Source organism: Aeromonas sp. Y311-2 (genome assembly GCF_027706025.1).
GTDB classification, from domain to species: domain Bacteria; phylum Pseudomonadota; class Gammaproteobacteria; order Enterobacterales; family Aeromonadaceae; genus Aeromonas; species Aeromonas veronii.
This window is the reverse complement of sequence record NZ_JAPDCL010000035.1, coordinates 1-23,531: the sequence shown is the minus strand read 5'-3', so window position 1 is coordinate 23,531 and position 23,531 is coordinate 1. Positions and strand designations below refer to the sequence as shown.

The window sequence follows — 23,531 nt, the reverse complement described above, 5'->3', positions numbered from 1 at the left end:
AAGGTTGCACAGAAATAAATCGATTGGTGTGACATCTTTGCGCGCCATCCCAATCTCGTTGAGTCCCCAGATAACAAGCTGAAATGCCTGTTTCTGCAGGTTGTAACTCCCCGCACACAGCGCCAAAAGAGGCAAGCAAACCACATCTTATTGCGCGGCAGAGCGGCTATTAATTGTTGTTAATATGGGCAAATCAGCGTATTTTTTGCGCCATGCAAGTTACTGGGAAGTAATGGTTTGTTTATGAAAAATGAGTCGAAATGGCAAAAGGTGGGGGCCTTTCTCGCGGCCGTGTGGGGTATCGGATCCTTTCTCTTTATCCTGCTCGGTTTTATTGTCGCCCTGGCCTATCTGGTATTGGTACGGCAGGGTTAATCCGGGTTGACAGAGTGCAGCAGGGTGATATTCCCCCCTTCGGCAAGCTGTTCCGGAGTCTGGCCCATGCCCTCCGCAGAGAGGGTACCAGCATAGCCAAACCACCGATTTCGCCCGCCGACTTTGGCCTGGTACAGCGCCATGTCCGCCAGTTTGAAGCTGTGACTCCAGAATGAATCCGGACACTCCGGGTGCAACGGATAGCGGCAGAACCCCAGCGACACCGTCAACCAGAGTGGCGCATCCTCTTTGCCAAAGCGGTGCTGAGCGACACGCTGGCGCAGATATTCGACCCGCAGCGCCAACTCTTGCTCGTCATCCACCTGCAACAGCAACAAGAACTCCTCCCCGCCCAGCCGGATGATAGGCTCGCGCTCTCCTGTCACCACCTTGCGCAGCAGATCCGCCAGCTGTTTCAGCACCAGATCCCCGATGTCATGGCCAAGGCGGTCATTGATCCGCTTGAAATGATCCAGATCCAGCAGCAATAACAGACAAGGTTTGGCCCGGTTGGCCTGCAACCAACCATCGAGATAGCGACGATTGAAACAACGGGTCAAGGGGTCGGTGAATGCAGCCATCTCCATCTGGCTGGATTTTTCCAACAAATCATCGTGTTGCTGACTGACCTTGCTGGCCATCTCCTTGAACTTGCCGCTCAGGGTCGCCATCTCGGCGCTGCTGTCGATATAGGGGATCAAGGTGGCATCTGGCCGATCGCCAAAGCGTTGCAGCGCCGACACCAGCTGCTGCAACGGGGTAAGCACAATGCTATTGAGCCGATACATGGCGATCATGACGCAGATAAAACTGATAAACAGCATGCCGATAAAGGTCCAGAGCGCCCCCTCCATGACGCCACTCAAGATCTTTCTCTCCTCCTCAATCACCAGAGTCAGTACCGGCTGGTTATCGCTGTTAAGCAGTCGCACCTCTCCCCTGAGCCGGGTCAGCCCAAGGTCGATCAGGCGATACGTTATTTGCGGTTTCAGTGGTTTGAAGGTAGCGGTGACATCCAGATTGGCGTGGGAGATCGCCAGTGGCATCGCGGTACGCTCAGATACCTGCTCGAGGTAGGCCTTGTCGAGCCAACGTACAACCAGCAAGAAACCGTTGAACGGAGCCGACTCGTCACTGTTTCTGATCGGCTGCCACGAGTACATCAGCGGCCCCCACTGGGAAGCACGGATCCCGTGCAGATTGATGCCCCCTTGCGCCACCGAGCGCGCCCTTAACTGCTTTTTCAGTTCATCAAGGAAGTAGGGAAACTGATCCGGATTGATCCCCGGCGCATCGGGTAGCAGGGTGCGCGTCCAGACTTCGTAGCCGGTGAGATCCATAAAACTCATCAGGTTGAGACTAAAATCCCGCATCGGCATATCACTGAACAGGTTGGATTCGATGTACCCCCTGCTTTTGTTGTCCATAAAACGGTGACTGTCATCCCAGATGCCCCAATCCCGACTGAATGCATCCAGAGCTGCCACATCCGCCTGCACCGCCTTGGTCACGCGCAGCAGATGCTCCTTCATTCGCTGCTCTTCAATCCGGCTGGCAGCCGGGATCTGGGCCCACGCCAGCAGGACCAGCAATAGCAGGATCGCCCCCAGCCAGATGGGGAACATGGAGTAAGCCAATTGATGATCAATCGTTCGCGGAGCCTGAGCCATAACCCGATATATCCATTACCATGATGCTGAGATGCCAAGCCTGCCCACACCTGACGAGCTTCCCCCTATGCTCCCGATTTTTATAACAAAAAGGGGCCAAAGGCCCCTCGATTATAACGGCTTATCGCGCCAATAGCGGTCGTAAAAAACGAGCTGTATGAGACTCTTTATTGGTGCAAATCTCTTCCGGCGTCCCCGTCACCAGAATGCGGCCACCACCGGCGCCTCCCTCCGGTCCCAAATCGACGATCCAGTCGGCAGTTTTTACCACATCAAGATTGTGCTCGATGATGACGATGGTGTTGCCGCGATCCCGCAACTGGTGCAGAACCTTGAGCAGTTGCTGGATGTCGTGGAAGTGCAGCCCTGTGGTCGGCTCATCCAGAATGTATAGAGTCTGACCGGTGTCCCGCTTGGAGAGCTCACGCGCCAGCTTGACCCGCTGCGCCTCGCCGCCCGACAGCGTGGTGGCCGACTGGCCGAGACGGATATAGGAGAGGCCCACGTCCATCAGGGTCTGCAGCTTGCGCGCTACCGCCGGCACCGGATCGAAGAACTCGCGGGCATCTTCCACCGTCATCTCGAGGATCTCGTGGATGTTCTTGCCCTTGTACTTCACCTCCAGGGTCTCGCGGTTGTAGCGCTTGCCCTTGCAGACGTCGCACGGCACGTAGACATCCGGCAGGAAGTGCATCTCCACCTTGATGACCCCATCCCCCTGACACGCTTCGCAGCGGCCCCCCTTCACGTTGAAGGAGAAGCGGCCCGGCTGGTAGCCGCGCGAACGCGCCTCCTGGGTGCCGGAGAGCAGCTCGCGGATCGGAGTGAACAAACCGGTATAGGTGGCCGGGTTGGAGCGCGGGGTTCGACCGATGGGGCTCTGGTCGATATCCACCACCTTGTCCAGATGCTCCAGCCCCTCGACGCTGCGATAGGGTGCCGGGGTGGACTCGGTCGCCTTGTTGAGCTCGCGGTGGGCGATGCGGAACAGGGTGTCGTTGATCAGGGTCGACTTGCCGGAGCCGGAGACGCCGGTAACGCAGGTCATCACTCCGATGGGCAGATCAAGATTGACGTTGCGCAAGTTGTTGCCGCTCGCCCCCTTGAGTTTTAGCCACTTGCCGGTAAGCGGGGTACGCTCGGCCGGAATGGCGATCTGCTTGCGACCGGAGAGGTAGTCACCGGTCAGCGACTCCGGATTGTCGATGATCTGCTGGGGGGTGCCCTGCGCAACAATCTCGCCACCGTGCACGCCAGCGCCCGGGCCGATATCGAGCACATGGTCGGCGAGGCGGATGGCATCCTCGTCGTGCTCCACCACGATCACCGTGTTGCCGAGATCGCGCAGATGGGTGAGGGTCTTGAGCAACCGCTCGTTGTCACGCTGATGCAGACCGATGGAAGGCTCATCGAGTACATACATGACGCCCACCAGACCGGCACCAATCTGGCTGGCCAGTCGAATGCGCTGCGCTTCGCCACCTGAGAGGGTCTCGGCGCTGCGGGACAGGCTCAGGTAGTTGAGACCCACATTCACCAGGAAGCCGAGCCGCTCAACGATCTCTTTCAGGATCTTCTCGGCAATCTGGGCGCGCTGGCCGGTGAGGTTCAGTCCTTCGAAGAAGGCCAGTGCATCCCCGATGGACTGCTCGGCGATGGCCGGCAGATTGCGGTTGTCGACGAAGACGTGGCGCGCCTCTTCCCGCAGTCGGCTGCCACCGCAGCTGGTACAGGATTTGTTGGCGATGTATTTGGAGAGCTCTTCACGCACCGAGTTGGACTCGGTTTCCCGATAGCGACGCTCCATGTTGTGCAGGATCCCCTCGAACGGGTGCTTACGCACCACCACGTCGCCGCGGTCGTTCATGTAGCGGAACTCGATCTCGGTACGTCCGGAGCCACGCAGGATCACCTCCTGGGTCTTGACCGGCAGATCTTCCCACGGCGTCTCCAGATCGAACTTGTAGTGCTCGGAGAGGGATTTCAGCATCTGGAAGTAGTAGAAGCTGCGCTTGTCCCAGCCACGGATGGCGCCGTTGGCCAGACTGATGGCCGGATCGCCGATCACCTTGGCCGGATCGAAATATTGCTGCACCCCGAGACCGTCACAAGTCGGGCAGGCACCAGCCGGATTGTTGAAGGAGAAGATGCGCGGCTCCAGCTCCGACATGGAGTAGCCGCACTCCGGGCAGGCGAAGTTGGCGGAGAAAGTCATGGGGGGGACGCCCTCCTCGCCGTCCATCGGCACTACCAGTACGATGCCGCCGGAGAGAGTAAGCGCCGTCTCGAACGACTCGGCCAAACGCAAGGCAAGGTCCTCGCGCACCTTGAAGCGATCCACCACCACCTCGATGGTGTGCTTCTTGTGCAGCTCCAGAGTCGGAGGATCGGAGAGGTCGCACACCTCGCCGTCGATACGGGCACGGATGTAGCCCTGGGCCGCCAGATTCTCCAGCAGCTTGGTGTGCTCCCCCTTGCGATCGCGCACCACCGGGGCCAGCAGCATCAGCTTGCTCCCCTCCGGTTGGGCCAGCACCTGATCCACCATCTGGCTGATGGTCTGGGCGGCGAGCGGAATGGCGTGAGTCGGGCAGCGCGGCTCACCGACCCGGGCAAACAGCAAACGCAGGTAGTCGTAGATTTCGGTGATGGTACCGACGGTCGAGCGCGGGTTGTGGGAGGTGGACTTCTGCTCGATGGAGATGGCGGGCGAGAGCCCCTCGATATGGTCGACGTCCGGCTTCTCCATCAAGGAGAGGAACTGGCGGGCATAGGCGGAGAGGGACTCAACATAGCGGCGCTGCCCCTCGGCATAGAGGGTATCGAACGCCAGAGAGGATTTGCCCGAACCGGAGAGGCCGGTGACCACGATCAGCTTGTCGCGGGGCAGGGTCAGATTGATGTTCTTGAGGTTGTGGGTGCGAGCACCCCGGACCACGATCTTTTCCATCTTGTTGCACGCTCGATACAGAAACCTGAGCGAGTCAGTATGGCATAGAGACTACTGGATGAATAGACAGTCATGAGATGAAATGCGCATCATCCGGCGCACGCCATCTGCTCTTTTTTCTCCACCAGCAGCCGCTCGTTTTGCCATATCCGGGCGGTGACCTTGACCCGATAGGGGCAACGTAAACCCAGCCCTATTTTGCCAACCGCCATGACCACTCCAGCCTGCAGCGACAGATTACGGCTCTGGCGCTGAGTCGTGCTCCCGGCGGCCCCTTCGCCATGCACCAGCAACCTGACACTCACCGTCACGTCGCGCTTGCTGAACAGCGTCGGTGCAAGTGACAGCCCCTGTTCGCTCTGCACCATATTGAGGGACAAGCGGATCGACGGATCGGGTTCTATCTCGGTTTCCCTTGCAGTTACTGGTGAAGGAACGCGATAAACCAGCATCAACCCACAGAGCGGCACCAATAAAAGAGGGGCCCGCAGGCCCCTGAATCCGGAGATGACCATCAGTTGCTACCAGACCCCTGATAGACATAGGCCATGTTATCGCTGCCATAGACAGTCACATTGGCAGTGTTGAGGCTGTCGGTTTGTGCAACGTCGACTTCGTTATTACCACCACCCATGCCGCCATTGACGTAAACGTTGGCCACGTGTTTTTCACCGAACTGGCTCACGGTGAGCGTGTTGTCGCTCCCCAGATAGGATTCGACCTTGGCATTGTTCTGCTCGCCATCCTGGGTCACTTTGACCACAGAGTCAGAGTGAGACGCATCGGCATAGGCCCAGTTGTCAGTGCCTTTCTGAGCCACGACCAGCTCGTTGTCCGAGCCCCAGGTCCAGGCTCCTTTGCCCTCAACGCCACGCGCGGCGGCAACCTGGTTGCCAGTGCCGTTCTGGTCAATATCGACCTTGTTGCGACTACCTTCCTCTTGCACTGCATTGGCATAGTTGTCGCTACCCAACTGATCGATAGTGACAGACCCACCCACGCTGCTGGCCAGCTGATCAACCACTGCCTGGTTATTGCTGCCATTCTGAGTGACCTGTGCAGTGTTGCCAGACCCCTGCTGGTTGGTATCGGCCTGGTTGCCATTACCCAGCTGAGTCACGACCGCCGTTTCACCAGTGCCGCTCTGTCTGGCGTTGGCGATGTTCTCGTTACCATTCTGGGTGATGGTCAACAGATCCTCAGAACCTCTCTGCTCAGAGTCGATCTGGTTACGATTTCCGGTCTGGGTCAGAAGGGCGGTTTCACCGGAACCAGCCTGCTTGGCCAGCAGGTTGTTCCCTTGTCCGGCGGTCGCACCAGACTGCTGGGCTGTCACGCTGCCAGCGGTCCCGCTTTGCTCCACCGTTGCCACGTTGGCCAGCCCCAGCTGAGTGACCTCGGCAGTGTTGTCATTGCCACTTTGCTTCACGACCGCAGAGGTACCCTCGTTTGCGCCGTAACCGAAGTTGCTTGTACGTTGTGCGACTAAGGCCGTGTTATTGCCACCCTCTTGAGCCACTCTGGCAACGGCACCATCGGATTCGCGTTGATCGACATCCGCATTATGCCCACCTTCTCCTGACTGGGTAATGGTCGCGCTGGCATAATCAGACCAGTAGTTATTGATCTGCGCGCTGTTACCATCCGCTTGCTGCTCAATCACTGAAATAGCGCCGTTACCATCATCCTGTTTAATGAGAGCATTGTTACTGTCACCGAGCTGGCTCACCCGGGCAGTGGCCTCACCGTTATAGTACTGCTGGGTAATCGAGGCCTTGTTCAGCTGCCCGCTGGTATCAATGGTCGCGGTCGATTTATTGGTCACCCCCTGCTGCAATACCTCCCCTTCGTTCTGGCCACCGGCTTGCTTGATATCAGCAGTGGAAGCACCGGTATTGCGCTGCTCGGTCAAGGCGAGGTTGTCGTTACCCTGTTGATAGATCGCCGCCTTGTTTGCCGTGCTCTCCTCGACCTGCTGGATGTACGCCAGGTTGCCGCTGGAGAATTGAGCCTGAGTCACCTCAGCCTGATTGCCAGTAGATGCCGCCCAAGCGGTGCTGGTCGCCAGAAGAACTGCCGAGGCAATGATGGTAAGTTTAAACATGATTTCCCTCTCGTGCTAATGGTTGAGCCTAGGCTCAGTTGGTTTGAACGACATTTACTTGCTGATTGGCTCCCGTCTGAATAACGGTTGCCGCCAATCCATACCCGTTTTGCTCGATGTTGGCCTGATTGCCATCACCCAGCTGGATCGCCCGGGCCTGATTGTCTGCCCCTTGCTGACTGATCCAGGCTTCATTGCCGCTGCCTTGTTGCAGCAGCCAAATCCGGTTATTGATGCCCGCCTGATAGAGCTCGGCGCTATTGCCCTCGCCCAGTTGCGCACCATTGACCCAGTTCTCATCTCCCACTTGGGAGAGTGCCAACTCATTGGCCCAACCCTGTTGCAGCAGACGCGCCTGATTCAGCTCCCCTTGCTGGGTGAGGTGCAGTTGCTGCTCGCCACCGAGTTGCCACAACAGCGCCTGATTCCCATCGTTCTGCAGACAGGAATCCAGCTCGCTTGCCATCGCCAGCTCGTCGAAGACGGCAGGCTCTGCGGCGAGTTGCGGGGCGCCCGATATCAGCAGGAAAATGAGAGCACTCAACAGGTGTTTCATCGCGCCATCGCCTTGTTGGAAAACGCCCACAGTATCCCTGTCAGACCAGAGGCGGCCTATCAGGCACTCCGCTGATTCGAGGATGAAAAGCGCCGCCCTGTCGCTGAGCAGAAAGTCTTAATTCGTATTCGATGGAGGCCAAAAAAATGCCCTCCACCAGGGAGGGCATTGCGCGAGCGGGGAAACTCAAAGCAGCGGGGTATTGTCTTGCAGATACTCCTGCAGGATCGGATTGTCGATATCCCGCTGGTCAGCCAGTTGCCACAGATTGTCTCGCACGCCATTGGCTATTAGCCGGATCACCCCGGACTCGATAGCCGACATGACACACATCTGTACCGGTTCATTGGTACTGAAACCGGCCTCGGCCTCCAGCAGGCGCTTGTACTCGACGAAACGGAATACCCCGGCCTGCACCTGTTGCGACAATACGGTCTTAGAGGTGGTGACACTGTTCAGGATCCGGCCTGAACGGATATCGACGGCGCGCAGATTGACCGTCACCTGATCGACCCGGTACTCCCCGCTGGCACCGATGCCGAAATACTTGGCCCCCGCCCCGCCGGTTCGCACATTGCTGTCATAGGCGACGATCCCCCCCTCGATCAGGATGTTGGCGGCAACCAGCGAGGGCAGTTGATTGGCATTGTTGCCGGGAACGTTGGGCTTGTTCTGGGCCGCCCGCACAATCTTGCGTTCGGTCAGCAGGTTCTGCAGCCCTTCCCGCTCAAGCGGCACAAACCATTGGGAATCCCACAAAGCCGTGCTCAGCATGGCTACCCCGCCCTGGGTGACCGCCGTGGAGAAGTTGGAGGCCGGAGCAGGCAGGTACTGACCGGTCTGATCGCGAAAATCGTAGACGGCCGCGACAATTTTCCCTTTTGGCTTGGGCAGACTTATCAGCTCCTTGTAAGAAACGGATCGTGGCATCAAGGTTGCCTTCTCATCGGCAACAGGCGAGCCGATATGGGTCGCACAGCCAGCCAGCACAAGCAGAGGCACTATCAATAACAGTTGTCGTTTCATCGCGCCCTCAGTCGGCAATCAGGCCATTCACTTCGATCATGGTGGTCTGGTTGGTCACCCGGTCGGTGATCGAAACCACCAGGGTGCCATCTTCATCCACCACATTGATGGCAAAATCATCGGTCACCAGACTGCCGCTCTGGCTGCCATCCTTGCCGATATCGGCCAACAGCTGGCTGATCAGGCGGGATTGCAGGTTGGAGGTCAGGCGATCCAGCGCCGAGGTGCCGCTGCTACCGCTGCCACTGGCGGGATCCTTGTAATCATTCTGCGCATTGGCGGTGCCAAGCAGATGACTGCTGTTGAGAGGGTTACCCCCAAAGCTGGGGTTGACGGGGCGATAGACAAGCTCCGACGCATGGAGCGTTGGCGCTATCAGGGCTGCAACTAGCCATAACCGGGCACGCATGAGAAATATCCTTATAGTTCATCATGTTCCAAATCGAAGGTATCCATGAACAGGGTCGCGATCTTTTGCTGTTCGAGGGTCTGCCTGACCTGTGACCAAGCCAGTTTGGCGCTCTGCTCCTGCTGATTGCGGCCGGGAGAGAGCGCGGTTTTAAAAATCACCTTCCGGTTATGGGTGATCCAGATCAGGCTGCCCCAGCGGGCTGTCGGGCGCTCATGAATCGTCAGATTTTCTCTGGCATCCGGGTCTTCATCGCTGCGCAACCGGGTAAATTCGTTATAAAAGCCCTGACCGAAGCGAGTAAAAGTGCGGTCCAGCACCAGACCATCCACATCCAGCCGATCACTCTCCTGCTCCGGCTGTACCGACTCCAGCGGTGCATCGGCCTCGGCCGCCACAACGGTCGTGCAGCCCCAGAGCAGCGCGAGGCAACACGCCACAGAGAGCGCTTTCATCAGTGGGAGTCCGGAGCATCGAGATACTCTTTGGCCCAGCTCACCGCCTGGATCCGGTTCTTCACATTCAGCTTTTTAAAGACGTTATAGAGGTGGGATTTGACGGTGTGCTCGCTGACAAACAGGCTGTCGGCGATCTCGACATTGGAGGCGCCCGTCATCAGATAACGGATGATCTCCTGCTCTCTGGCGGTCAGCAGGGTGTCGTTACGCAGCAGATAACTGTTGCCCTGGCGATAGTATTCGACCAGCTCGCACAGCAGGTGGCGCGGCATCCAGTACTCGCCCAACAGGATTTTCTGCAACCCGGCAACCAGTCTGTCGAGCGGATCCTGACGGAAAAACAGACCGCAGATCTGCGGCCACATCAGCAGCAGGTCGCGATCCGTCGCAGTGGGAGCATTGAGCAGCACAGTGGTCGCCATGCCAAAGCGTTCGGAGATCGCCCGGTTCCAGCCCAGTGACTGGCCAGAGCGGATATAGTCGAGATCGATGAGAAACAGCGTGCCGTCACACTGGTTATCTAGCTGATTAATCTCGTGGATTAGCTGGACGGGACGGCTCAAATGAGAGATGAGGTATGCAGCAAATGTGCTGGCCTGCACATTATTTTCAGTGACCAGTGCGATCGGGCATGCGGCTTTCATTGTGTGCTCTTCCTTGAACCTGTAAACCACCTAATCTGGCCGACTGAGTCTACCAAGGAGGTATGGGAGCACAATATTAAAAAAGTATGAGAATGGATCTCATAAATATCGTAACCATATGTTTTTAGTCGATTTAAAAACCGATTCCAATTCGCCAATCGGCCAGCATAACAGGAATATATGGCAGAAATGTGATGCCGGACGCGCCGGAAACAGCTGTAACCCGACCATCACTACAGCAGGAGCCAACAGTTACCTTTGGCACATCAAGCAGGTTAAGGATGCTGCCAATCCGCTTCGCAACTGTTACTATGACCGTCACATGCGTCTGCGGGACATTGCGCCCCGCACACAGCAACTAATCAGGTATCTAGTCGTGTTGGACCAGGTTTCGACCTGGCCGGTAAATAAGGTGGAAGAGAGATTATGGCCAGTCGAGGCATCAATAAAGTCATTCTGATCGGTAACCTCGGGCAAGACCCGGAAGTACGCTACATGCCGAGTGGCGGTGCTGTGACCAACATTACTCTGGCTACCTCTGAAACCTGGCGCGACAAGCAGACCGGTGAGCAGAAAGAGCGTACCGAATGGCATCGCGTCGTCTTCATGGGCAAGTTGGCCGAAGTGGCTGGCGAGTACCTGAAGAAAGGCTCCCAGGTCTATGTGGAAGGCAAACTGCAAACCCGCAAATGGCAGGATCAGAGCGGCCAGGAGCGCTACACCACTGAAGTGCTGGTCGACAGCTTCACTGGCGTGATGCAGATGCTGGGTGGCCGTTCGCAAGGCGGTCAGGGCATGGGCCAGAACATGGGTGGCCAATCCCAGGGTAACTGGGGTCAGCCGCAGCAGAGCATGCCTGCCCAGCAGCCGATGAATCAGCAGCGCCCGGCACCGGCTCCGCAGCAGAACATGCAGCCGCAAGGCGGTTATGGCCGTCCTGCCCAGCAGCCGCAATCTGCGCCGCCGGTATATAACGAGCCGCCGATGGATTTCGACGACGATATCCCGTTCTAAGAACAGAATATTGAAAAGGCCCTGATAACTCAGGGTCTTTTTTTATGCACTCAGGCTGAACCTCTCAGCCCGAAAGGGATATAACGCTTTATGGTTGCCTCCCCTACAGTGATGGATATCCTCCACAGGAGCGCTTTGTGAAAAGTGCAATGAAACTGCTCACCCCTTTATTGCTAATGCTGACCAGCATGCTCTCCGGCCAGTTGCTGGCAACGCCACTCAAGGTCGGGGTCAGCTTTGCCATCCCCCCTTATGTCATCGAAAGTAATCAGCGTGGCATCGAGCTGGATCTGCTGAAAGAGGCGTTCGCTGGCAGCGGCTATGAGCCCAGCTTTGAATTTCTGCCGCTGGAGCGCACCTTCCGCCTGTTCGAGTCAGGAAAGCTGGATGCCATCATCAACGTCAGACCCGGTATGGTTGATCCTCACGTTCTGACCCAGCCCGTTATCACCTTCCATAACCGGATCTTCACCCTGCGCAGCACCCACATCAGTACTCTGGACGATCTGCATTCAAAACGGGTCACCGCCTTTCAACGGGCAAGGATCATTCTGGGGGGCGCGTTCGCCACCATGGCCAACCAGAATCCCCACTATGAGGAGGTAGCCAAGCAGCAGGTGCAGGTACATCAGCTGATGCGCGGCAGGGTGGATGCAGTCGTACTGGAGGAGCGGGTGTTCTACTACTACCTCGACCAGCTGATTGCCACCGCCCAGGCAGGCGAGCACTACGAGCGCAATCAGGTCAGGCAAGCAGACCTCTTCCCACCCACCGTCTATCACTTTGCCTTCCGAACGGCCGATGCCCGCAATCTGTTTGATAAGCGCCTTGAGGCGATGCGTCAGGATGGTCGTTATCACCAGATTTTCGCGGCTTACGGCGCCACACCGTGAGCCACAAACATAAAAGCCAGCCGGTAAGGGCTGGCTTTGTACTGGCTCCGAAGGAACAGCAGTAGGGGAGCGTTACTTCATTGCGCTGCCGTTTTTCAGTTCTGCTTTCTGACGTTTGGCTTCGCGTTTCTCTTTCAGTGACATCTGCGGTTTTTTCTTGGCATCTTTGCCGTTGTGATGTTCTTTGTTACTCATCATCAAACTCCAAAAATGTTACCCAGACAGTTGGTTCCTCATGGGAGCCAGCATGCCATCCGAATCATCAACTTCAGTACGCTTGGTGGGATGGTGCAAGACCATCACCAGACCCAGCATACCCTCCAGCGGCATCCGGATCCAGCCTCATTCTCGTCCAAAAAATGTCGCGCACAGCCCCCTGAGCGCAGAGGCCAAAGGACCTCGACAGGAAAGACCAAAAAAGAGTAATTCGCATTATTAAATGTTGTCACGCTTATATTAAGCCATCGTTACCTAGATATTTTCACGGATAAATATAAATCCCTCTCATTATTTATTGCCGCACAAGAGGTCACCATTTTAATAAGCATTCGCAATATCATCGAAAACATCAGGTTACAACACCGAATAGGTTATTTCCGGTCATCCGGATATAATGCGCGCCGCACCGAAATATCCGTTTTTATTCAGGAAGCTGTGACATGAACAGAAAAACCAGAGCCGCCATGGTGTCGGTCTGCTCCAATATCAGTCTGATCATCATGAAAATGGTGGCCGGTTTCGCCAGCGGCTCGGTCAGTATCATCTCGGAGGCGATCCACTCCGCCATGGATCTGGTGGCGGCCCTGATCGCTCTGTTCGCGGTGAAAAAGTCCGACCTCCCGCCCGATGAACGGCACCCCTATGGTCACGACAAGATTGAAAATGTCTCCGGCGTCATCGAAGCACTGCTTATCTTGCTGGCCGCGGGCTGGATCATCTTCGAAGCCGTCGACAAGCTGATCACCCCCAGCCCGATCGAAAGCATTGGCTGGGGCGTGCTGGTGATGGTGATCTCGGCGCTGGTCAACAGCGGTGTCTCGGCCTACCTCTACAAGGTGGCCCGAGAGGAGGAGTCGGTCGCGCTGGCTGCCGATGCGCTTCATCTCAAGGCGGATGTGCTCACCTCCGCCGGGGTCGCCGTCGGTCTTGGCGGGATCTGGCTGGCCGGTCTGTTCGGCCATTCACTCGCCATCCTCGACCCGCTGGTCGCCATTGCGGTCGCCATCTTTATTGTCAGAGAGGCCATCAGCATGCTCAACGAGGCCTTCCAGCCGCTGATCGACCAGAGTATGAGCCCGGAAGAGCTGGCGATGACCAGCCGCATCATCACCGAATGCTGCCCTGCCGCCAGCGGTTTTCACGATCTGCGCAGCCGTCGTGCCGGTCGTCGTCGCCATATCGACTTCCACCTCACCCTGCCCCCGGAGATGAGCATCGGCGAAGCCCACGATATCTGTGATCGCATCGAACACGCCATCATGGCGCAGTTGCCCCACGCCATCGTGCTGATCCACGTCGAGCCGGAGGAACAAGAGCTACCCTCACCGCTCACCATAAATTGAAATGTGGCAAACAGGCGGGAAAGTGGCAGCGAAATAACGGAAAGTTGGCACAAACCCGCATTTTTACTGCCGGAAAGCCGATTGCATAAGAAGTGATCGGCACAACTGTGTTAGGGTGTCTAACCACCCTGCCGCAGGAGCGCGCCGTGAAAAAGCTGGAAATGAAAGATCTGACCGAGGCCGAAAAAGCCGAGATAGCCTTGTTATTGCAAAAGGCACAAGCCAATGCAGACCACCAGCTGACCAACGGAGAGCGGAACAAGATCCGCGAAGAGGGTCGCCTGAAAATTGTGGCCGACCGCGCCGAAGCGGCCAAGGCAGCCTCCAAGCTGGCTCGCGAGAAAGCCAAAGAGCGTGCCAAGAATCAGGTACTGCCGGAAACCTTCAGCTGGATTGATTCGGTCAGCAACAAGTTTCGCAGCAAGCGCTGACCCCTTCTTGCAAAACGCCCGCTGGCACTTGGTGCCAGCGGGCGTTTGCATGTCTGGGCGATGCTCGATGAGCCAGATTTGGCGCCGCCATTGATTTGCAGCCCAGAAGCTAATCGCAGCAGCAAAGAAGTGATTTACATTGTGAGTTAGAGAGAACGCCAACTGACAATCCCCATCTATCGCCAGCTTTTCATTTTTTCTCATATTTTTTGCCAGAACTGGCTACATAGTCAGGACAAAAAAGCCGAATCCGGTTTGCTACAGGGTGATATGAGTCTGCACTGATTTTTCTATGCCGTTGAAATGCATCATGTTTACTATAAAAAATGATATTTTTGGCTGTTACAAAACATTAATATCGAGATAAAGTTTGCTTTAAAAATGAGAGCGTGTTTTAATCTTTCTCGATGGTTCGGCAGTTCAGACCTGATTATGTTAGGCAGTCATTTTAGTAAAGCAGTGATTAGCATAAGCGTTATCCTCGGATAATTCTTATCAAATAATTCTCCTTCTTTAGTGCTCCCCATACGTATTGCTGACGAAAAATCAAAAATTGCCATTTAGGTGGCATTCAACACTATTTAAGGAAATTATTATGTCTAACAAAATGACTGGTACTGTTAAGTTCTTCAACGCTGAGAAAGGTTTTGGTTTCATCTCCCCGGCTGACGGCAGCAAAGACGTGTTCGTACACTTCTCCGCTATCCAATCCACCAGCTTCAAAACCCTGGACGAAGGTCAGCGCGTTGAGTTCACCATCGAGCAAGGCCAGAAAGGCCCGGCTGCTGCCAACGTAGTTGGTCTGTAATTCAAGCCGGAGCATGCTGCTGATGGCTCATGCCAACTGCTGACAGCTCTGCAAGAATTTAAAAAAACCCGCTTCGGCGGGTTTTTTGTTGTTCCCCGCTTTTTCCTCACTGATCTCCCCTCCCCCGACAGCTTGATCCCTTCCTTACATGCTCTCACCGCTTGAGTCTTAGAATGAGCTCCGAATGGGCTTAAAATGTAAAATAGTGACGAAAAAGTCCGGTTATCCGCTGTATTTGCCGCGAATTCTTGCTATTTTGCGCGCCACCAACGCAAACGATTTCCTTCACACTTTCAGGATTAGTTATGGCAAAGCAAGATATGGCCGCCCAAACAGGGACTGGCGGCTTTCTGGACTCTTATTTTTCCATTTCTGCGCGCGGCAGCAGCGTGCGTCAGGAGCTGGTCGCGGGGCTGACCACCTTCCTGGCGATGGTCTACAGCATCATAGTGGTGCCGAACATGCTGGGTGCTGCCGGCTTTGAGCAGGGCCCGGTGTTTGTGGCCACCTGTTTGATCGCCGCATTCGGCTCCCTACTGATGGGCCTGTGGGCCAAGCTGCCGATGGCTATCGGTTGCGCCATCTCCCTCACTGCCTTTACCGCCTTCAGTCTGGTGCTGGGTCAGGGGCTGAGCATTCCGGTCGCCCTCGGCGCCATCTTCCTGATGGGTGTGCTGTTTACCCTGATCAGTGTCACCGGCGTGCGCCAGTGGATCCTGGATAACCTCCCCTCCGGCATCGCTCACGGCACCGGCATCGGTATCGGCCTGTTCCTGCTGCTGATCGCCACCAACGGCGTTGGCATGGTGATCAAGAACGAAGGTGCTGGCCTGCCGGTACAACTCGGTGAAGTGACCGCCTTCCCGGTGATCATGACGGTGCTGGGTCTGGCCGCCATCTTCGGTCTGGAGCGTCGCAAGGTGCCGGGCGGCATCCTGATGGTGATTATCGCCATCTCCATCCTCGGCCTTATCTTCGACCCGAAAGTGACCTGGCAGGGCTTCTTCGCCATGCCGAGCCTGACTGGAGAGAAGGGCTCTCTGGTAGGCAGCATGGATCTGCTGGGCGCCCTCAATCCGGTGGTCATTCCGACCGTACTGGCACTGGTGATGACCGCCGTGTTTGACGCCACCGGCACCATCCGTGCCGTGGCCGGTCAGGCGGGCCTCATCAACGAACGTGGCCACATCATCAGCGGCGGCAAGGCCCTGACTGCCGACTCCGTCAGCAGCATGGTGGCAGGCGCCGTTGGCGGTGCTCCGGCTGCCGTCTACATCGAATCTGCCGCAGGCACCGCAGCAGGTGGCAAAACCGGTCTGACCGCCGCGCTGGTCGGCGTGCTGTTCCTGCTGATGATCTTCCTCTCCCCGCTCAGCTATCTGGTACCGGCTTACGCCACCGCACCGGCCCTGATGTACGTCGGCCTGCTGATGCTGGGCAACGTCACCAAGCTGGACTTCAGCGACTCGGTCGATGCCCTCTCCGGCATGCTGTGTGCCGTCTTTATCGTGCTGACCTGCAACATCGTGACCGGCATCATGCTGGGCTTCGTGGCGCTGGTCGTTGGCCGCATCTTCGCTGCCGAGTGGAAGAAGCTCAACGTCGGCACCGTCATCATCGCCCTGGCGCTGGTGATCTTCTATGCCGGTGGCTGGGCCATCTAACCCGTCCGCATATTCCGGTTATAGCGAAGGGCCCTGCGGGGCCCTTTTTCATAGCTGTGAGGCCGCTAACAGTTTCCCGCCTGTTTGCCCTGCGCCGTTTCAGATTGAAACACCCATACCCCTTCTGCTGTTTCAAATCCGAACCAAATCGCCCGTCATTTTTATCCCTTTTTCTGTCGTTAGACTGGCTCCATCAACCATTTGCCCACCCGTGCGGTGGCAAGCCAAGGAGTGAGCCATGAAGAAACTGATCAATGCCGTCGATGCCGTGGTCCGTGAACAACTGATGGGGATGGCAGCCGCCCACCCCGAGCTCAAGGTACGTATCGAGCCCCACTACATCACCCGCGCCGACTCCCCCGTGATGGGCAAGGTGGCGCTGGTCTCCGGCGGTGGCAGCGGCCACGAGCCGATGCACGGTGGTCTGGTAGGCAAAGGGATGCTGGATGGCGCCTGCCCCGGCGAGATCTTTACCTCCCCGACGCCGGATCAGATGTACGAGTGCGGTCAGGCCGTTGATGGCGGCGCGGGCGTACTATTTCTGGTGAAGAACTACACCGGCGACGTGCTCAACTTCGAGACCGCAGTCGAGCTGCTGCACGGCGATGGGGTCAAGGTGGGCTTCGCCCTGATCGATGATGACGTGGCGGTCAAAGACAGCCTCTATACCGCAGGTCGCCGTGGCGTAGCCACGACCGTGCTGTGCGAGAAGCTGGTCGGTGCCGCCGCCGAAGCGGGCTACGATCTGGCGCGCTGCGAGGCGCTGGCCCGCCGCATCAACAACCAGAGCCGCACCATAGGCGTGGCCATGCATGCCTGCACCGTGCCGGCCGCTGGCAAGCCCTCCTTCACTCTGGCGGACAACGAGCTGGAGTTCGGCGTGGGCATTCACGGCGAACCGGGCATCGAGCGTCGCCCCTTCACCGACCTCAATACCCTGGTGGACGACATGTTCAGCGAGCTGGCGGACAATACCCCCTATGGCCGCACCCTGCGCCACTGGGATCGCACCAGCGGCAGTTGGCAGGAAGAGCACACCTTTATCGAACCGCTGAATGCGGGTGATCGGGTCATAGCGCTGGTCAACAGCCTCGGTGGCACTCCTATCTCCGAGCTCTATGGCGTCTATGGTCGCCTTGCCACCCTGTGCGAAGAGGCGGGCATCCATCTGGTGCGCAACCTGATCGGCCCCTACTGCACCTCCCTCGACATGACCGGCATCTCCATCACCCTGCTCAAGGTGGATGATGAGCTGATGACCCTGTGGGATGCCCCCGTTCACACCCCCGCCCTGCGTCGCGGCTGCTAAGGAGAACCCATGTTAAGCAAGCATCACATCGTCAACTGGCTGCTCGACTGCGAACACATCTTTACCGAGCAGCGTGACTACCTCACCGCGCTGGATACCGACATCGGCGACGGCGACCACGGCCTCAACATGCAACGCGGCTTTGCCAAAGTGGCCGAGAAACTGCCTGCGGTGGCGGACAAGGATATCGGTCAGGTGCTGAAAACCACCGGTATGACCTTGCTCTCCTCGGTTGGCGGTGCCAGCGGCCCGCTCTACGGCACCTTCTTTATCCGGGCGGCGGCCAGCACCGATGCCTGCCAGAGCCTGAGCCTCAGCCAGTTGTGCAAAATGCTGAGCGACGGGGTCGAGGGGATCGTCTCTCGCGGCCGCGCCGAGCCGGGCGACAAGACCATGTGCGACGCCTGGTGGCCGGCACTGGCCGCCCTGCAACAGGCGCAGCAGCAAGAGTTGTCGATCAGCGAAGCGCTGGACAAGGCGGTGGCAGCCGCCGCAGCCGGTACCGAGGCCACCATCCAGATGCAGGCTCGCAAGGGGCGCGCCAGCTATCTTGGCGAGCGCAGCATCGGCCATCAGGATGCCGGGGCCACCTCGACCCTGCTGCTGCTGACTGCCCTGCGTGACAGAGCGAGGTTGTGACATGATCGGAATCGTAGTTGTCTCTCACAGCGCCATGCTGGCGGCCGGCTTGAAAGCGCTGGCCGACCAGCTCGGCAGCCCGGCCCGATTGCTGCTGGCGGCCGGGGTCGATGACCCCGACCACCCCATCGGCACCGATGCCATCGCGGTGATGAGTGCGATTGAAGAAGCGGACAACGGCAGCGGCGTGCTGGTGCTGATGGACTTGGGCAGCGCCCTCTTGAGCGCCGAAACCGCCCTCGAACTGCTGCCCCCGGAGCTGAGCGCGAGGGTGCGGCTCTGCCCCGCCCCGCTGGTCGAGGGTACCCTGGCCGCCGTGGTAGCGGCCGGTTCCGGCCTGACGCTGGATGAGGTGGCCGCCGAGGCGCTCGGCGCGCTGGGCCCGAAACAGGCGATGCTGCCTGCCAGCGCGGCGCAGGCCGCCACCGAGACAGCCCCCGTTGCCGACGACGGCTGGCTGCGCTGCGAAGTGGTGGTGGATAACCCCCACGGCCTGCATGTGCGCCCCGCTGCCCGACTGGTGGCCGCCCTCAAGCCCTTTGCCGCTGAACTCAAGCTGCAAAAGGGGGATAAAGAGGCCAATCCCCGCAGCCTGACCCGGCTCGCCATGCTCAACGTGCGTCAGGGCGACCAGCTCACCCTGCTGGCGCGCGGGGAGGATGCCAGCGCCGCACTGACCTGCTTCCAGCAGTTGGCCGCCGAGCATTTCGGCGACTGACGCCGCACGCCACTGTTTCAAGGGCTGCACTCGCTCGCTGAGCCTGTGCAGCTTCATTCAAGACGAAGGAGTCCCCGGCACTGCCGCCCCTTCGCCCCGATTCTTAATTAGTAAAGAGAGAGGGATAGAATATGGACCGCATTATCATCAGCCCCAGCAAATACGTGCAAGGCAACGGGGCCCTCGCCAATATCGGCAACTACGTCAAAGCGCTCGGCGCCAAGCCGCTGATCCTGGCCGACGCCTTCGTCACCAAGCTGGTCGGCGATACCGTGGCCACCAGCTTCCACGGTGCCGGCATCCAGCCGGAGTTCGACTGCTTCAACGGCGAATGCTCCCGCCCCGAGATCGACCGCCTGCTGGCCCGCTGCCAGCAGGCCCCGTTTGACGTCATCATCGGCATCGGCGGCGGCAAAACGCTGGATACCGCCAAGTCGGTCGCCTTCTACCAGAAGGTGCCGGTGGTCATAGTGCCCACCATCGCCTCCACCGATGCCCCCACCAGCGCGCTGGCGGTCATCTACACCCCGGAGGGGCAGTTCAGCGAATACCTGATGATCCCGACCAACCCCAACATGGTCATCATGGATACCGGCGTGGTCTCCCGCGCCCCGGTGCGGCTCTTGGTCTCCGGCATGGGGGATGCGCTCTCCACCTACTTCGAGGCGCGCGCCAACAAGGTCTCCGGTTGCCAGACCATGGCCGGTGGTGCCTCTACGCTGGCGGCGCAGGCCATTGCCGAGCTCTGCTACAAAACCCTGCTGGCCGATGGCTACAAGGCCAAGCTGGCGGTGGAGCAGGGGCTCTGCACCAAGGCGGTGGAGAACATCATCGAGGCCAACACCTATCTGAGCGGTATCGGCTTCGAGAGCAGCGGGCTGGCCGCCGCCCACGCCATCCACAACGGCCTGACCCAGCTGGCCGAGTGTCACCACCTCTACCACGGTGAGAAAGTGGCGTTCGGTACCCTGGTGCAGCTGGTGCTGGAGAATGCGCCGATGGCGGAGATCGAAACCGTGCTGGGCTTCTGCCGCTCAGTGGGCCTGCCGACCAACCTGCATATGATGGGGGTCAAGGAGCTGGATATGGCGCGCCTGATGGAGGTGGCCAAAGCCTCCACCGCCGAGGGCGAGACCATCCACAATATGCCGTTCAAGGTCACCGCCGAGGATGTGCTGGCGGCCATCGTCACCGCCCACCAGTTGGGGCTGTAATCGCGCCACTGCTGACCTTGCCATATAAAACGGCCCCGCAACTGCGGGGCCTTTTCATTTTCTGCGGGCCGATTGGCGACAGCTCGGATCGCCGTCAACCGTGATAGTCGGCGGGATCGATCTCGAGCAGTTTCAGTCGCCGCCAGAGGGTGGTGCGGCTGATGCCAAGATGTTGGGCCATCTGGCTCACCTGTCCCTTGCAGACGTGGGCGCAGCGCAAGATGGCCTGCCGCTCCAGCTCGGCCAGCGTGAGCAGCGGTTGCCCCACCACCTCATCCGCCACCCGCTGATAGCCGTGGCGAATGGCGGCGGGCAGCGCCTCCGGCGGGATCGGCCCCTGACCGGCATGAAGCAGGGCATGCTCGATAGCGCTGCGCAGTTCCCCCAGATTGCCGGGCCAGGGATAGGCCAGCAGGCAGTCGAGGGCCGCCGGACTGAACTGGCGCTCCGGCTCGCGCCCCTGCGCCGCCAGCTGCTGGCTGATAAGGCCCGGCAGATCGGCACTGCGCTCCCGCAGCCCCGGCAGCCATAGCTCGCATGCCTGCAAGGCATAGAGCAGATGGCGGCCAAACAGCCCCTCTTGCACCAACTGCTCCAGCGGGGCGCTACTGGTGGCGATAATCCGCACCTTGAGCGGCAGGATGCGGGCCGAATCGAAGCGCTGGATGCGGCCGGTCTTGAGCAGTTGCAGCAGCGCCGCCTGCATGGGGGCAGAGAGACACTCCACCTGCTCCAGCACCAGGGTACCACCGTGGGCCAGCTCGAACTTGCCCGCCCGCTCCTGCCCCGCCTCGTCGGAGCCCATCAGCTCCAGCGCCATCCGCTCGCTCGGCAGCGCCTTGCAGTTGAGGGTAATAAGCGGCCCGGCGGCCCGTTCGCTACCGAAGTGAATCGCCTCCGCCAGCTGGGCCTTGCCCACCTCCTCCTCACCGCGCAGCAGGATCGGCCCCTGACTCTGGGCCGCCTGCCGGGCGTAGCGCAGCAGCTTACGCATGGCGCTCGAGTCCCCCACCAGTGCCGACAACTCGGGCACCGTCTGGCGCAGCTGATGAATCGCCCGCAGCCGATCGACCGGGTGCAGCAGGGCGATAAAGCTGACCCCCTCCGGCCCCGGCAGCGGCTTGAGGCTCACCAGCGCATTGATAAACTCCCCCTCCTGCGCGCCGAGCCGCTCCAGCGTCACCTCCACATGGCTGAGCGGTGTCTGCCCCCTGATGGCCAACTGCAACCGCTGGGGCAACAACAGGTGCTGCTCCAGCGGCTGGCCGAGACAGAGCGCCGGATCGAGCCGCAGCCGGTTGGCCGCCAGCGCGTTGAGGTAGCGCAGTCGGCCCTGCGGATCCCAGGCCAGCACGCCGTCATCCATGCCATCGAGCAGGGCGTAGAGTTCGCTCAAGTGGTGCTGGGACTCCTGCATCAGGGTCTCCATCTGCAGCAGATGGGCCAGCTCGCGTCCGGCGCTGACGGTGAGCGCCAGATCGCCGGCGCTCGCCTCCTCCACCTTGCAGATCAAGGCGATGATGGCGACCTGACGGCCATTGCTGTTGTAGACCGGGCTGGCGCAACTGTGCCACTGATGGAGGGTCTGATTGAAGTGCTGGGCACCGCTGACGCAGAGCGGCACTCCCTCCAGCGCCGCCAGATTGATGGCATTGGTGCCGATGCGCCCCTCGCTGAAAAAGGCGCCGGGGCCAAACCCCAGCGCCGCCAGCTCGCGCAGGGTATCGGGGTGGCCGGTCTGGGCCAGCAGGCAGCCGCTCTCGTCGGTGAGCAGCAGGGCGCAGGGGCGCCCCTCCATAAATTCGTAGAGATCTTCGAGGGCCATCTCGCCGGTGGTGAGCAGGTCCCGCTTACGCTGGCGCAGGCTCTGCAAGGTCTGCCCCTTGGCGCTGTGGGGCGGATGCCAGAGGGTGGCACTGGTCTGGTGGGCGCAGCGCAGCCAGGATGCCTGCAGATAGTCAGGCCAAGCGAGCAGCGGCTGAAGGTCAGATGGCATGGTCACAGCAATATCCGGCAAGATGTGAGCCGACCATTTAACCACGCCAGCGCCCCCGATTCAGTGACCTGCCTCAGAGGGTGGCAAGCCCGCTCTGCTCTTGGTCGGGTTCGCCTCTGAATTTGACGACAAGGTCGTCGCCAGTGGTGGAATTCACTGCATCACCATTCACCAGCCCGCCCGCCTGACCCTCTCCTACCCACTGATAACCCGGGGCGTTGCCACGCCCCGGGTTATTTATCCACGTCAATTTTTGTTAACTACAAGCCCCTGACCTGCCGAAGCCTTTTATCTTGGCAAACTGAGCTAAATATTTTCCACCGAACTCATACTCCTGACTTGTTCAAGAAAATGAAGCTGAGCTAGTGAGCTCAGATCCAGATGCAGGTCCCCCCTGACTTTAAAAGTTTTTTGTGACAACCACCCTAGTAATTCAAATTTGTACGGAAGGCTCTATTAACAGATAGTATCGCCTTCCATATAATCACTGCTATCTTACTAACGAACATCTATTCTGCACTCGAGTAGTGAATGAAAGAAATAAAATATGACGCTCTACGTATGCAGGCCTCATTTTGTGATGGGGTATATTCACTGAACATTTCAATAACAAGTGGTTTCGCTGACTTCGTGGTTACAATCCCCTTGAGCCGCCCTGACTTCGAGGTTATAGAAAAAGACATAGAGCGTGCGGCTTTCCTTCAAGCTGCACTGCATGAGCCTTTTCAGCTTAGAGCAACGGCGCTTGATGAGGTGGAACTCCGGCGATACTTAGATGTGATTCTCCACGGTTCAAAACTCTACGTAGAAGACTTTTTGACCCAAAAGGATCATGATGTCGCTAATGGTGCAATTTCGAATATGGTTCGCATAACATGTGGGAGAGAACAGTCGCTAATGCGCCAAGGAAAATGGTTCAGCGAATGATTCCGTATCGGTGAGATAATATAATACGCCAAATACATTAACTGCATTGCTCTTGCGGCTTCGTTTTAACGAAAATACTGTGTACTACCTTAACCATCCCCTCATATGAGCGAGGCGTGGCGCGGCTTCTGAGGTATGATCGCCATCCTTGACCAGCTAATACC

Annotated in this window: 23 protein-coding genes; 12 read left to right on the top strand and 11 right to left on the bottom strand. The window is 58.5% G+C overall.

Features of this window, described 5'->3' with window-relative positions:
• Positions 1-243: 243 nt before the first annotated feature.
• A complete protein-coding gene (locus OKC42_RS21445; protein ID WP_019445201.1) occupies positions 244-375 on the top strand; it encodes a hypothetical protein in 132 nt (43 codons plus the stop codon).
• On the opposite strand, the gene OKC42_RS21440 is transcribed toward OKC42_RS21445, so the two are convergent.
• From OKC42_RS21440 to OKC42_RS21400, 9 genes are all read right to left on the bottom strand, one after another.
• A complete protein-coding gene (locus OKC42_RS21440) occupies positions 372-2,045 on the bottom strand; it encodes a sensor domain-containing diguanylate cyclase (RefSeq protein WP_333563379.1) in 1,674 nt (557 codons plus the stop codon). The two genes, OKC42_RS21445 and OKC42_RS21440, sit on opposite strands and share 4 nt — an antisense overlap.
• A gap of 121 nt (positions 2,046-2,166) precedes the next feature.
• Positions 2,167-4,995 (bottom strand): excinuclease ABC subunit UvrA, encoded by a 2,829-nt coding sequence (gene uvrA / locus OKC42_RS21435; protein ID WP_270820885.1) that lies wholly within the window; start codon positions 4,993-4,995, stop codon positions 2,167-2,169.
• Positions 4,996-5,084: 89 nt separating this feature from the next.
• Positions 5,085-5,510: a curli-like amyloid fiber formation chaperone CsgH gene (gene csgH, locus OKC42_RS21430; protein WP_270820884.1), complete on the bottom strand. Its 426-nt coding sequence runs from the start codon at positions 5,508-5,510 to the stop codon at positions 5,085-5,087.
• The gene (locus OKC42_RS21425; RefSeq protein WP_270820883.1) at positions 5,510-7,099 is read right to left on the bottom strand and encodes a curlin; all 1,590 of its coding nucleotides are present in this window, start codon (positions 7,097-7,099) and stop codon (positions 5,510-5,512) included. The genes csgH and OKC42_RS21425 overlap by 1 nt, the downstream gene beginning before the upstream one ends.
• A 34-nt stretch (positions 7,100-7,133) precedes the next feature.
• The gene (locus OKC42_RS21420; protein WP_270820882.1) at positions 7,134-7,655 is read right to left on the bottom strand and encodes a curlin; all 522 of its coding nucleotides are present in this window, start codon (positions 7,653-7,655) and stop codon (positions 7,134-7,136) included.
• Between the two features lie 186 nt (positions 7,656-7,841).
• The gene (locus OKC42_RS21415; RefSeq protein ID WP_270820881.1) at positions 7,842-8,681 is read right to left on the bottom strand and encodes a CsgG/HfaB family protein; all 840 of its coding nucleotides are present in this window, start codon (positions 8,679-8,681) and stop codon (positions 7,842-7,844) included.
• Between the two features lie 7 nt (positions 8,682-8,688).
• The gene (locus tag OKC42_RS21410) at positions 8,689-9,090 is read right to left on the bottom strand and encodes a curli assembly protein CsgF (protein WP_019445195.1); all 402 of its coding nucleotides are present in this window, start codon (positions 9,088-9,090) and stop codon (positions 8,689-8,691) included.
• Between the two features lie 11 nt (positions 9,091-9,101).
• The gene (locus OKC42_RS21405; RefSeq protein WP_058059297.1) at positions 9,102-9,545 is read right to left on the bottom strand and encodes a curli production assembly/transport protein CsgE; all 444 of its coding nucleotides are present in this window, start codon (positions 9,543-9,545) and stop codon (positions 9,102-9,104) included.
• Positions 9,545-10,192, bottom strand: coding sequence for a LuxR C-terminal-related transcriptional regulator (locus OKC42_RS21400; RefSeq protein WP_042080923.1), 648 nt, complete (start codon positions 10,190-10,192; stop codon positions 9,545-9,547). The genes OKC42_RS21405 and OKC42_RS21400 overlap by 1 nt, the downstream gene beginning before the upstream one ends.
• A gap of 426 nt (positions 10,193-10,618) precedes the next feature.
• On the opposite strand from OKC42_RS21400, the gene OKC42_RS21395 reads away from it, so the two are divergent.
• Positions 10,619-11,206, top strand: a complete 588-nt coding sequence (locus OKC42_RS21395) for a single-stranded DNA-binding protein (RefSeq protein WP_159144428.1) — start codon at positions 10,619-10,621, stop codon at positions 11,204-11,206.
• A gap of 149 nt (positions 11,207-11,355) precedes the next feature.
• Complete coding sequence (locus OKC42_RS21390) at positions 11,356-12,099, top strand: substrate-binding periplasmic protein (protein ID WP_270820893.1); 744 nt, start codon at positions 11,356-11,358, stop codon at positions 12,097-12,099.
• Positions 12,100-12,171: 72 nt separating this feature from the next.
• On the opposite strand, the gene OKC42_RS21385 is transcribed toward OKC42_RS21390, so the two are convergent.
• The gene (locus OKC42_RS21385; protein ID WP_019445191.1) at positions 12,172-12,297 is read right to left on the bottom strand and encodes a hypothetical protein; all 126 of its coding nucleotides are present in this window, start codon (positions 12,295-12,297) and stop codon (positions 12,172-12,174) included.
• A 461-nt stretch (positions 12,298-12,758) separates the two neighbouring features.
• Here OKC42_RS21385 and OKC42_RS21380 point away from each other — a divergent pair, with 461 nt between their 5' ends.
• From OKC42_RS21380 to OKC42_RS21345, 8 genes are all read left to right on the top strand, one after another.
• A complete protein-coding gene (locus OKC42_RS21380; protein ID WP_255912870.1) occupies positions 12,759-13,661 on the top strand; it encodes a cation diffusion facilitator family transporter in 903 nt (300 codons plus the stop codon).
• Between the two features lie 146 nt (positions 13,662-13,807).
• Positions 13,808-14,092 carry a DUF3811 domain-containing protein gene (gene yjbD, locus OKC42_RS21375; RefSeq protein WP_005340165.1) on the top strand — a complete coding sequence of 95 codons (285 nt, stop codon included), beginning with the start codon at positions 13,808-13,810 and terminating at the stop codon, positions 14,090-14,092.
• A 595-nt stretch (positions 14,093-14,687) separates the two neighbouring features.
• A complete protein-coding gene (cspE, locus tag OKC42_RS21370) occupies positions 14,688-14,900 on the top strand; it encodes a transcription antiterminator/RNA stability regulator CspE (protein ID WP_005316548.1) in 213 nt (70 codons plus the stop codon).
• Between the two features lie 305 nt (positions 14,901-15,205).
• A complete protein-coding gene (locus OKC42_RS21365) occupies positions 15,206-16,564 on the top strand; it encodes an NCS2 family permease (RefSeq protein ID WP_005340164.1) in 1,359 nt (452 codons plus the stop codon).
• A 238-nt stretch (positions 16,565-16,802) separates the two neighbouring features.
• Positions 16,803-17,873, top strand: coding sequence for a dihydroxyacetone kinase subunit DhaK (dhaK, locus tag OKC42_RS21360; RefSeq protein WP_040067692.1), 1,071 nt, complete (start codon positions 16,803-16,805; stop codon positions 17,871-17,873).
• Between the two features lie 9 nt (positions 17,874-17,882).
• Positions 17,883-18,512 (top strand): dihydroxyacetone kinase subunit DhaL, encoded by a 630-nt coding sequence (gene dhaL / locus OKC42_RS21355; protein ID WP_075116115.1) that lies wholly within the window; start codon positions 17,883-17,885, stop codon positions 18,510-18,512.
• Between the two features lies 1 nt (position 18,513).
• Positions 18,514-19,230 carry a dihydroxyacetone kinase phosphoryl donor subunit DhaM gene (dhaM, locus tag OKC42_RS21350; protein WP_270820880.1) on the top strand — a complete coding sequence of 239 codons (717 nt, stop codon included), beginning with the start codon at positions 18,514-18,516 and terminating at the stop codon, positions 19,228-19,230.
• 131 nt (positions 19,231-19,361) lie between these two features.
• Complete coding sequence (locus tag OKC42_RS21345) at positions 19,362-20,444, top strand: glycerol dehydrogenase (protein WP_270820879.1); 1,083 nt, start codon at positions 19,362-19,364, stop codon at positions 20,442-20,444.
• Positions 20,445-20,538: 94 nt separating this feature from the next.
• Here OKC42_RS21345 and dhaR read toward each other — a convergent pair whose 3' ends face one another.
• Positions 20,539-22,440: a dihydroxyacetone kinase operon transcriptional regulator DhaR gene (gene dhaR, locus OKC42_RS21340; RefSeq protein ID WP_270820878.1), complete on the bottom strand. Its 1,902-nt coding sequence runs from the start codon at positions 22,438-22,440 to the stop codon at positions 20,539-20,541.
• Positions 22,441-22,971: 531 nt separating this feature from the next.
• On the opposite strand from dhaR, the gene OKC42_RS21335 reads away from it, so the two are divergent.
• The gene (locus tag OKC42_RS21335; protein WP_139461573.1) at positions 22,972-23,367 is read left to right on the top strand and encodes a hypothetical protein; all 396 of its coding nucleotides are present in this window, start codon (positions 22,972-22,974) and stop codon (positions 23,365-23,367) included.
• Positions 23,368-23,531 lie beyond the last annotated feature (164 nt).

Excerpts from the sequence above, each read along its gene's own strand:
- OKC42_RS21445 (WP_019445201.1), top strand. The coding sequence starts at position 244 with ATGAAAAATGAGTCGAAATGGCAAAAGGTGGGGGCCTTTCTCGCGGCC.
- OKC42_RS21440 (WP_333563379.1), bottom strand. The coding sequence starts at position 2,045 with ATGGCTCAGGCTCCGCGAACGATTGATCATCAATTGGCTTACTCCATG.
- uvrA (WP_270820885.1), bottom strand. The coding sequence starts at position 4,995 with ATGGAAAAGATCGTGGTCCGGGGTGCTCGCACCCACAACCTCAAGAAC.
- csgH (WP_270820884.1), bottom strand. The coding sequence starts at position 5,510 with ATGGTCATCTCCGGATTCAGGGGCCTGCGGGCCCCTCTTTTATTGGTG.
- OKC42_RS21425 (WP_270820883.1), bottom strand. The coding sequence starts at position 7,099 with ATGTTTAAACTTACCATCATTGCCTCGGCAGTTCTTCTGGCGACCAGC.
- OKC42_RS21420 (WP_270820882.1), bottom strand. The coding sequence starts at position 7,655 with ATGAAACACCTGTTGAGTGCTCTCATTTTCCTGCTGATATCGGGCGCC.
- OKC42_RS21415 (WP_270820881.1), bottom strand. The coding sequence starts at position 8,681 with ATGAAACGACAACTGTTATTGATAGTGCCTCTGCTTGTGCTGGCTGGC.
- OKC42_RS21410 (WP_019445195.1), bottom strand. The coding sequence starts at position 9,090 with ATGCGTGCCCGGTTATGGCTAGTTGCAGCCCTGATAGCGCCAACGCTC.
- OKC42_RS21405 (WP_058059297.1), bottom strand. The coding sequence starts at position 9,545 with ATGAAAGCGCTCTCTGTGGCGTGTTGCCTCGCGCTGCTCTGGGGCTGC.
- OKC42_RS21400 (WP_042080923.1), bottom strand. The coding sequence starts at position 10,192 with ATGAAAGCCGCATGCCCGATCGCACTGGTCACTGAAAATAATGTGCAG.
- OKC42_RS21395 (WP_159144428.1), top strand. The coding sequence starts at position 10,619 with ATGGCCAGTCGAGGCATCAATAAAGTCATTCTGATCGGTAACCTCGGG.
- OKC42_RS21390 (WP_270820893.1), top strand. The coding sequence starts at position 11,356 with ATGAAACTGCTCACCCCTTTATTGCTAATGCTGACCAGCATGCTCTCC.
- OKC42_RS21385 (WP_019445191.1), bottom strand. The coding sequence starts at position 12,297 with ATGATGAGTAACAAAGAACATCACAACGGCAAAGATGCCAAGAAAAAA.
- OKC42_RS21380 (WP_255912870.1), top strand. The coding sequence starts at position 12,759 with ATGAACAGAAAAACCAGAGCCGCCATGGTGTCGGTCTGCTCCAATATC.
- cspE (WP_005316548.1), top strand. The coding sequence starts at position 14,688 with ATGTCTAACAAAATGACTGGTACTGTTAAGTTCTTCAACGCTGAGAAA.
- OKC42_RS21365 (WP_005340164.1), top strand. The coding sequence starts at position 15,206 with ATGGCAAAGCAAGATATGGCCGCCCAAACAGGGACTGGCGGCTTTCTG.
- dhaK (WP_040067692.1), top strand. The coding sequence starts at position 16,803 with ATGAAGAAACTGATCAATGCCGTCGATGCCGTGGTCCGTGAACAACTG.
- dhaL (WP_075116115.1), top strand. The coding sequence starts at position 17,883 with ATGTTAAGCAAGCATCACATCGTCAACTGGCTGCTCGACTGCGAACAC.
- dhaM (WP_270820880.1), top strand. The coding sequence starts at position 18,514 with ATGATCGGAATCGTAGTTGTCTCTCACAGCGCCATGCTGGCGGCCGGC.
- OKC42_RS21345 (WP_270820879.1), top strand. The coding sequence starts at position 19,362 with ATGGACCGCATTATCATCAGCCCCAGCAAATACGTGCAAGGCAACGGG.
- dhaR (WP_270820878.1), bottom strand. The coding sequence starts at position 22,440 with ATGCCATCTGACCTTCAGCCGCTGCTCGCTTGGCCTGACTATCTGCAG.
- OKC42_RS21335 (WP_139461573.1), top strand. The coding sequence starts at position 22,972 with ATGAAAGAAATAAAATATGACGCTCTACGTATGCAGGCCTCATTTTGT.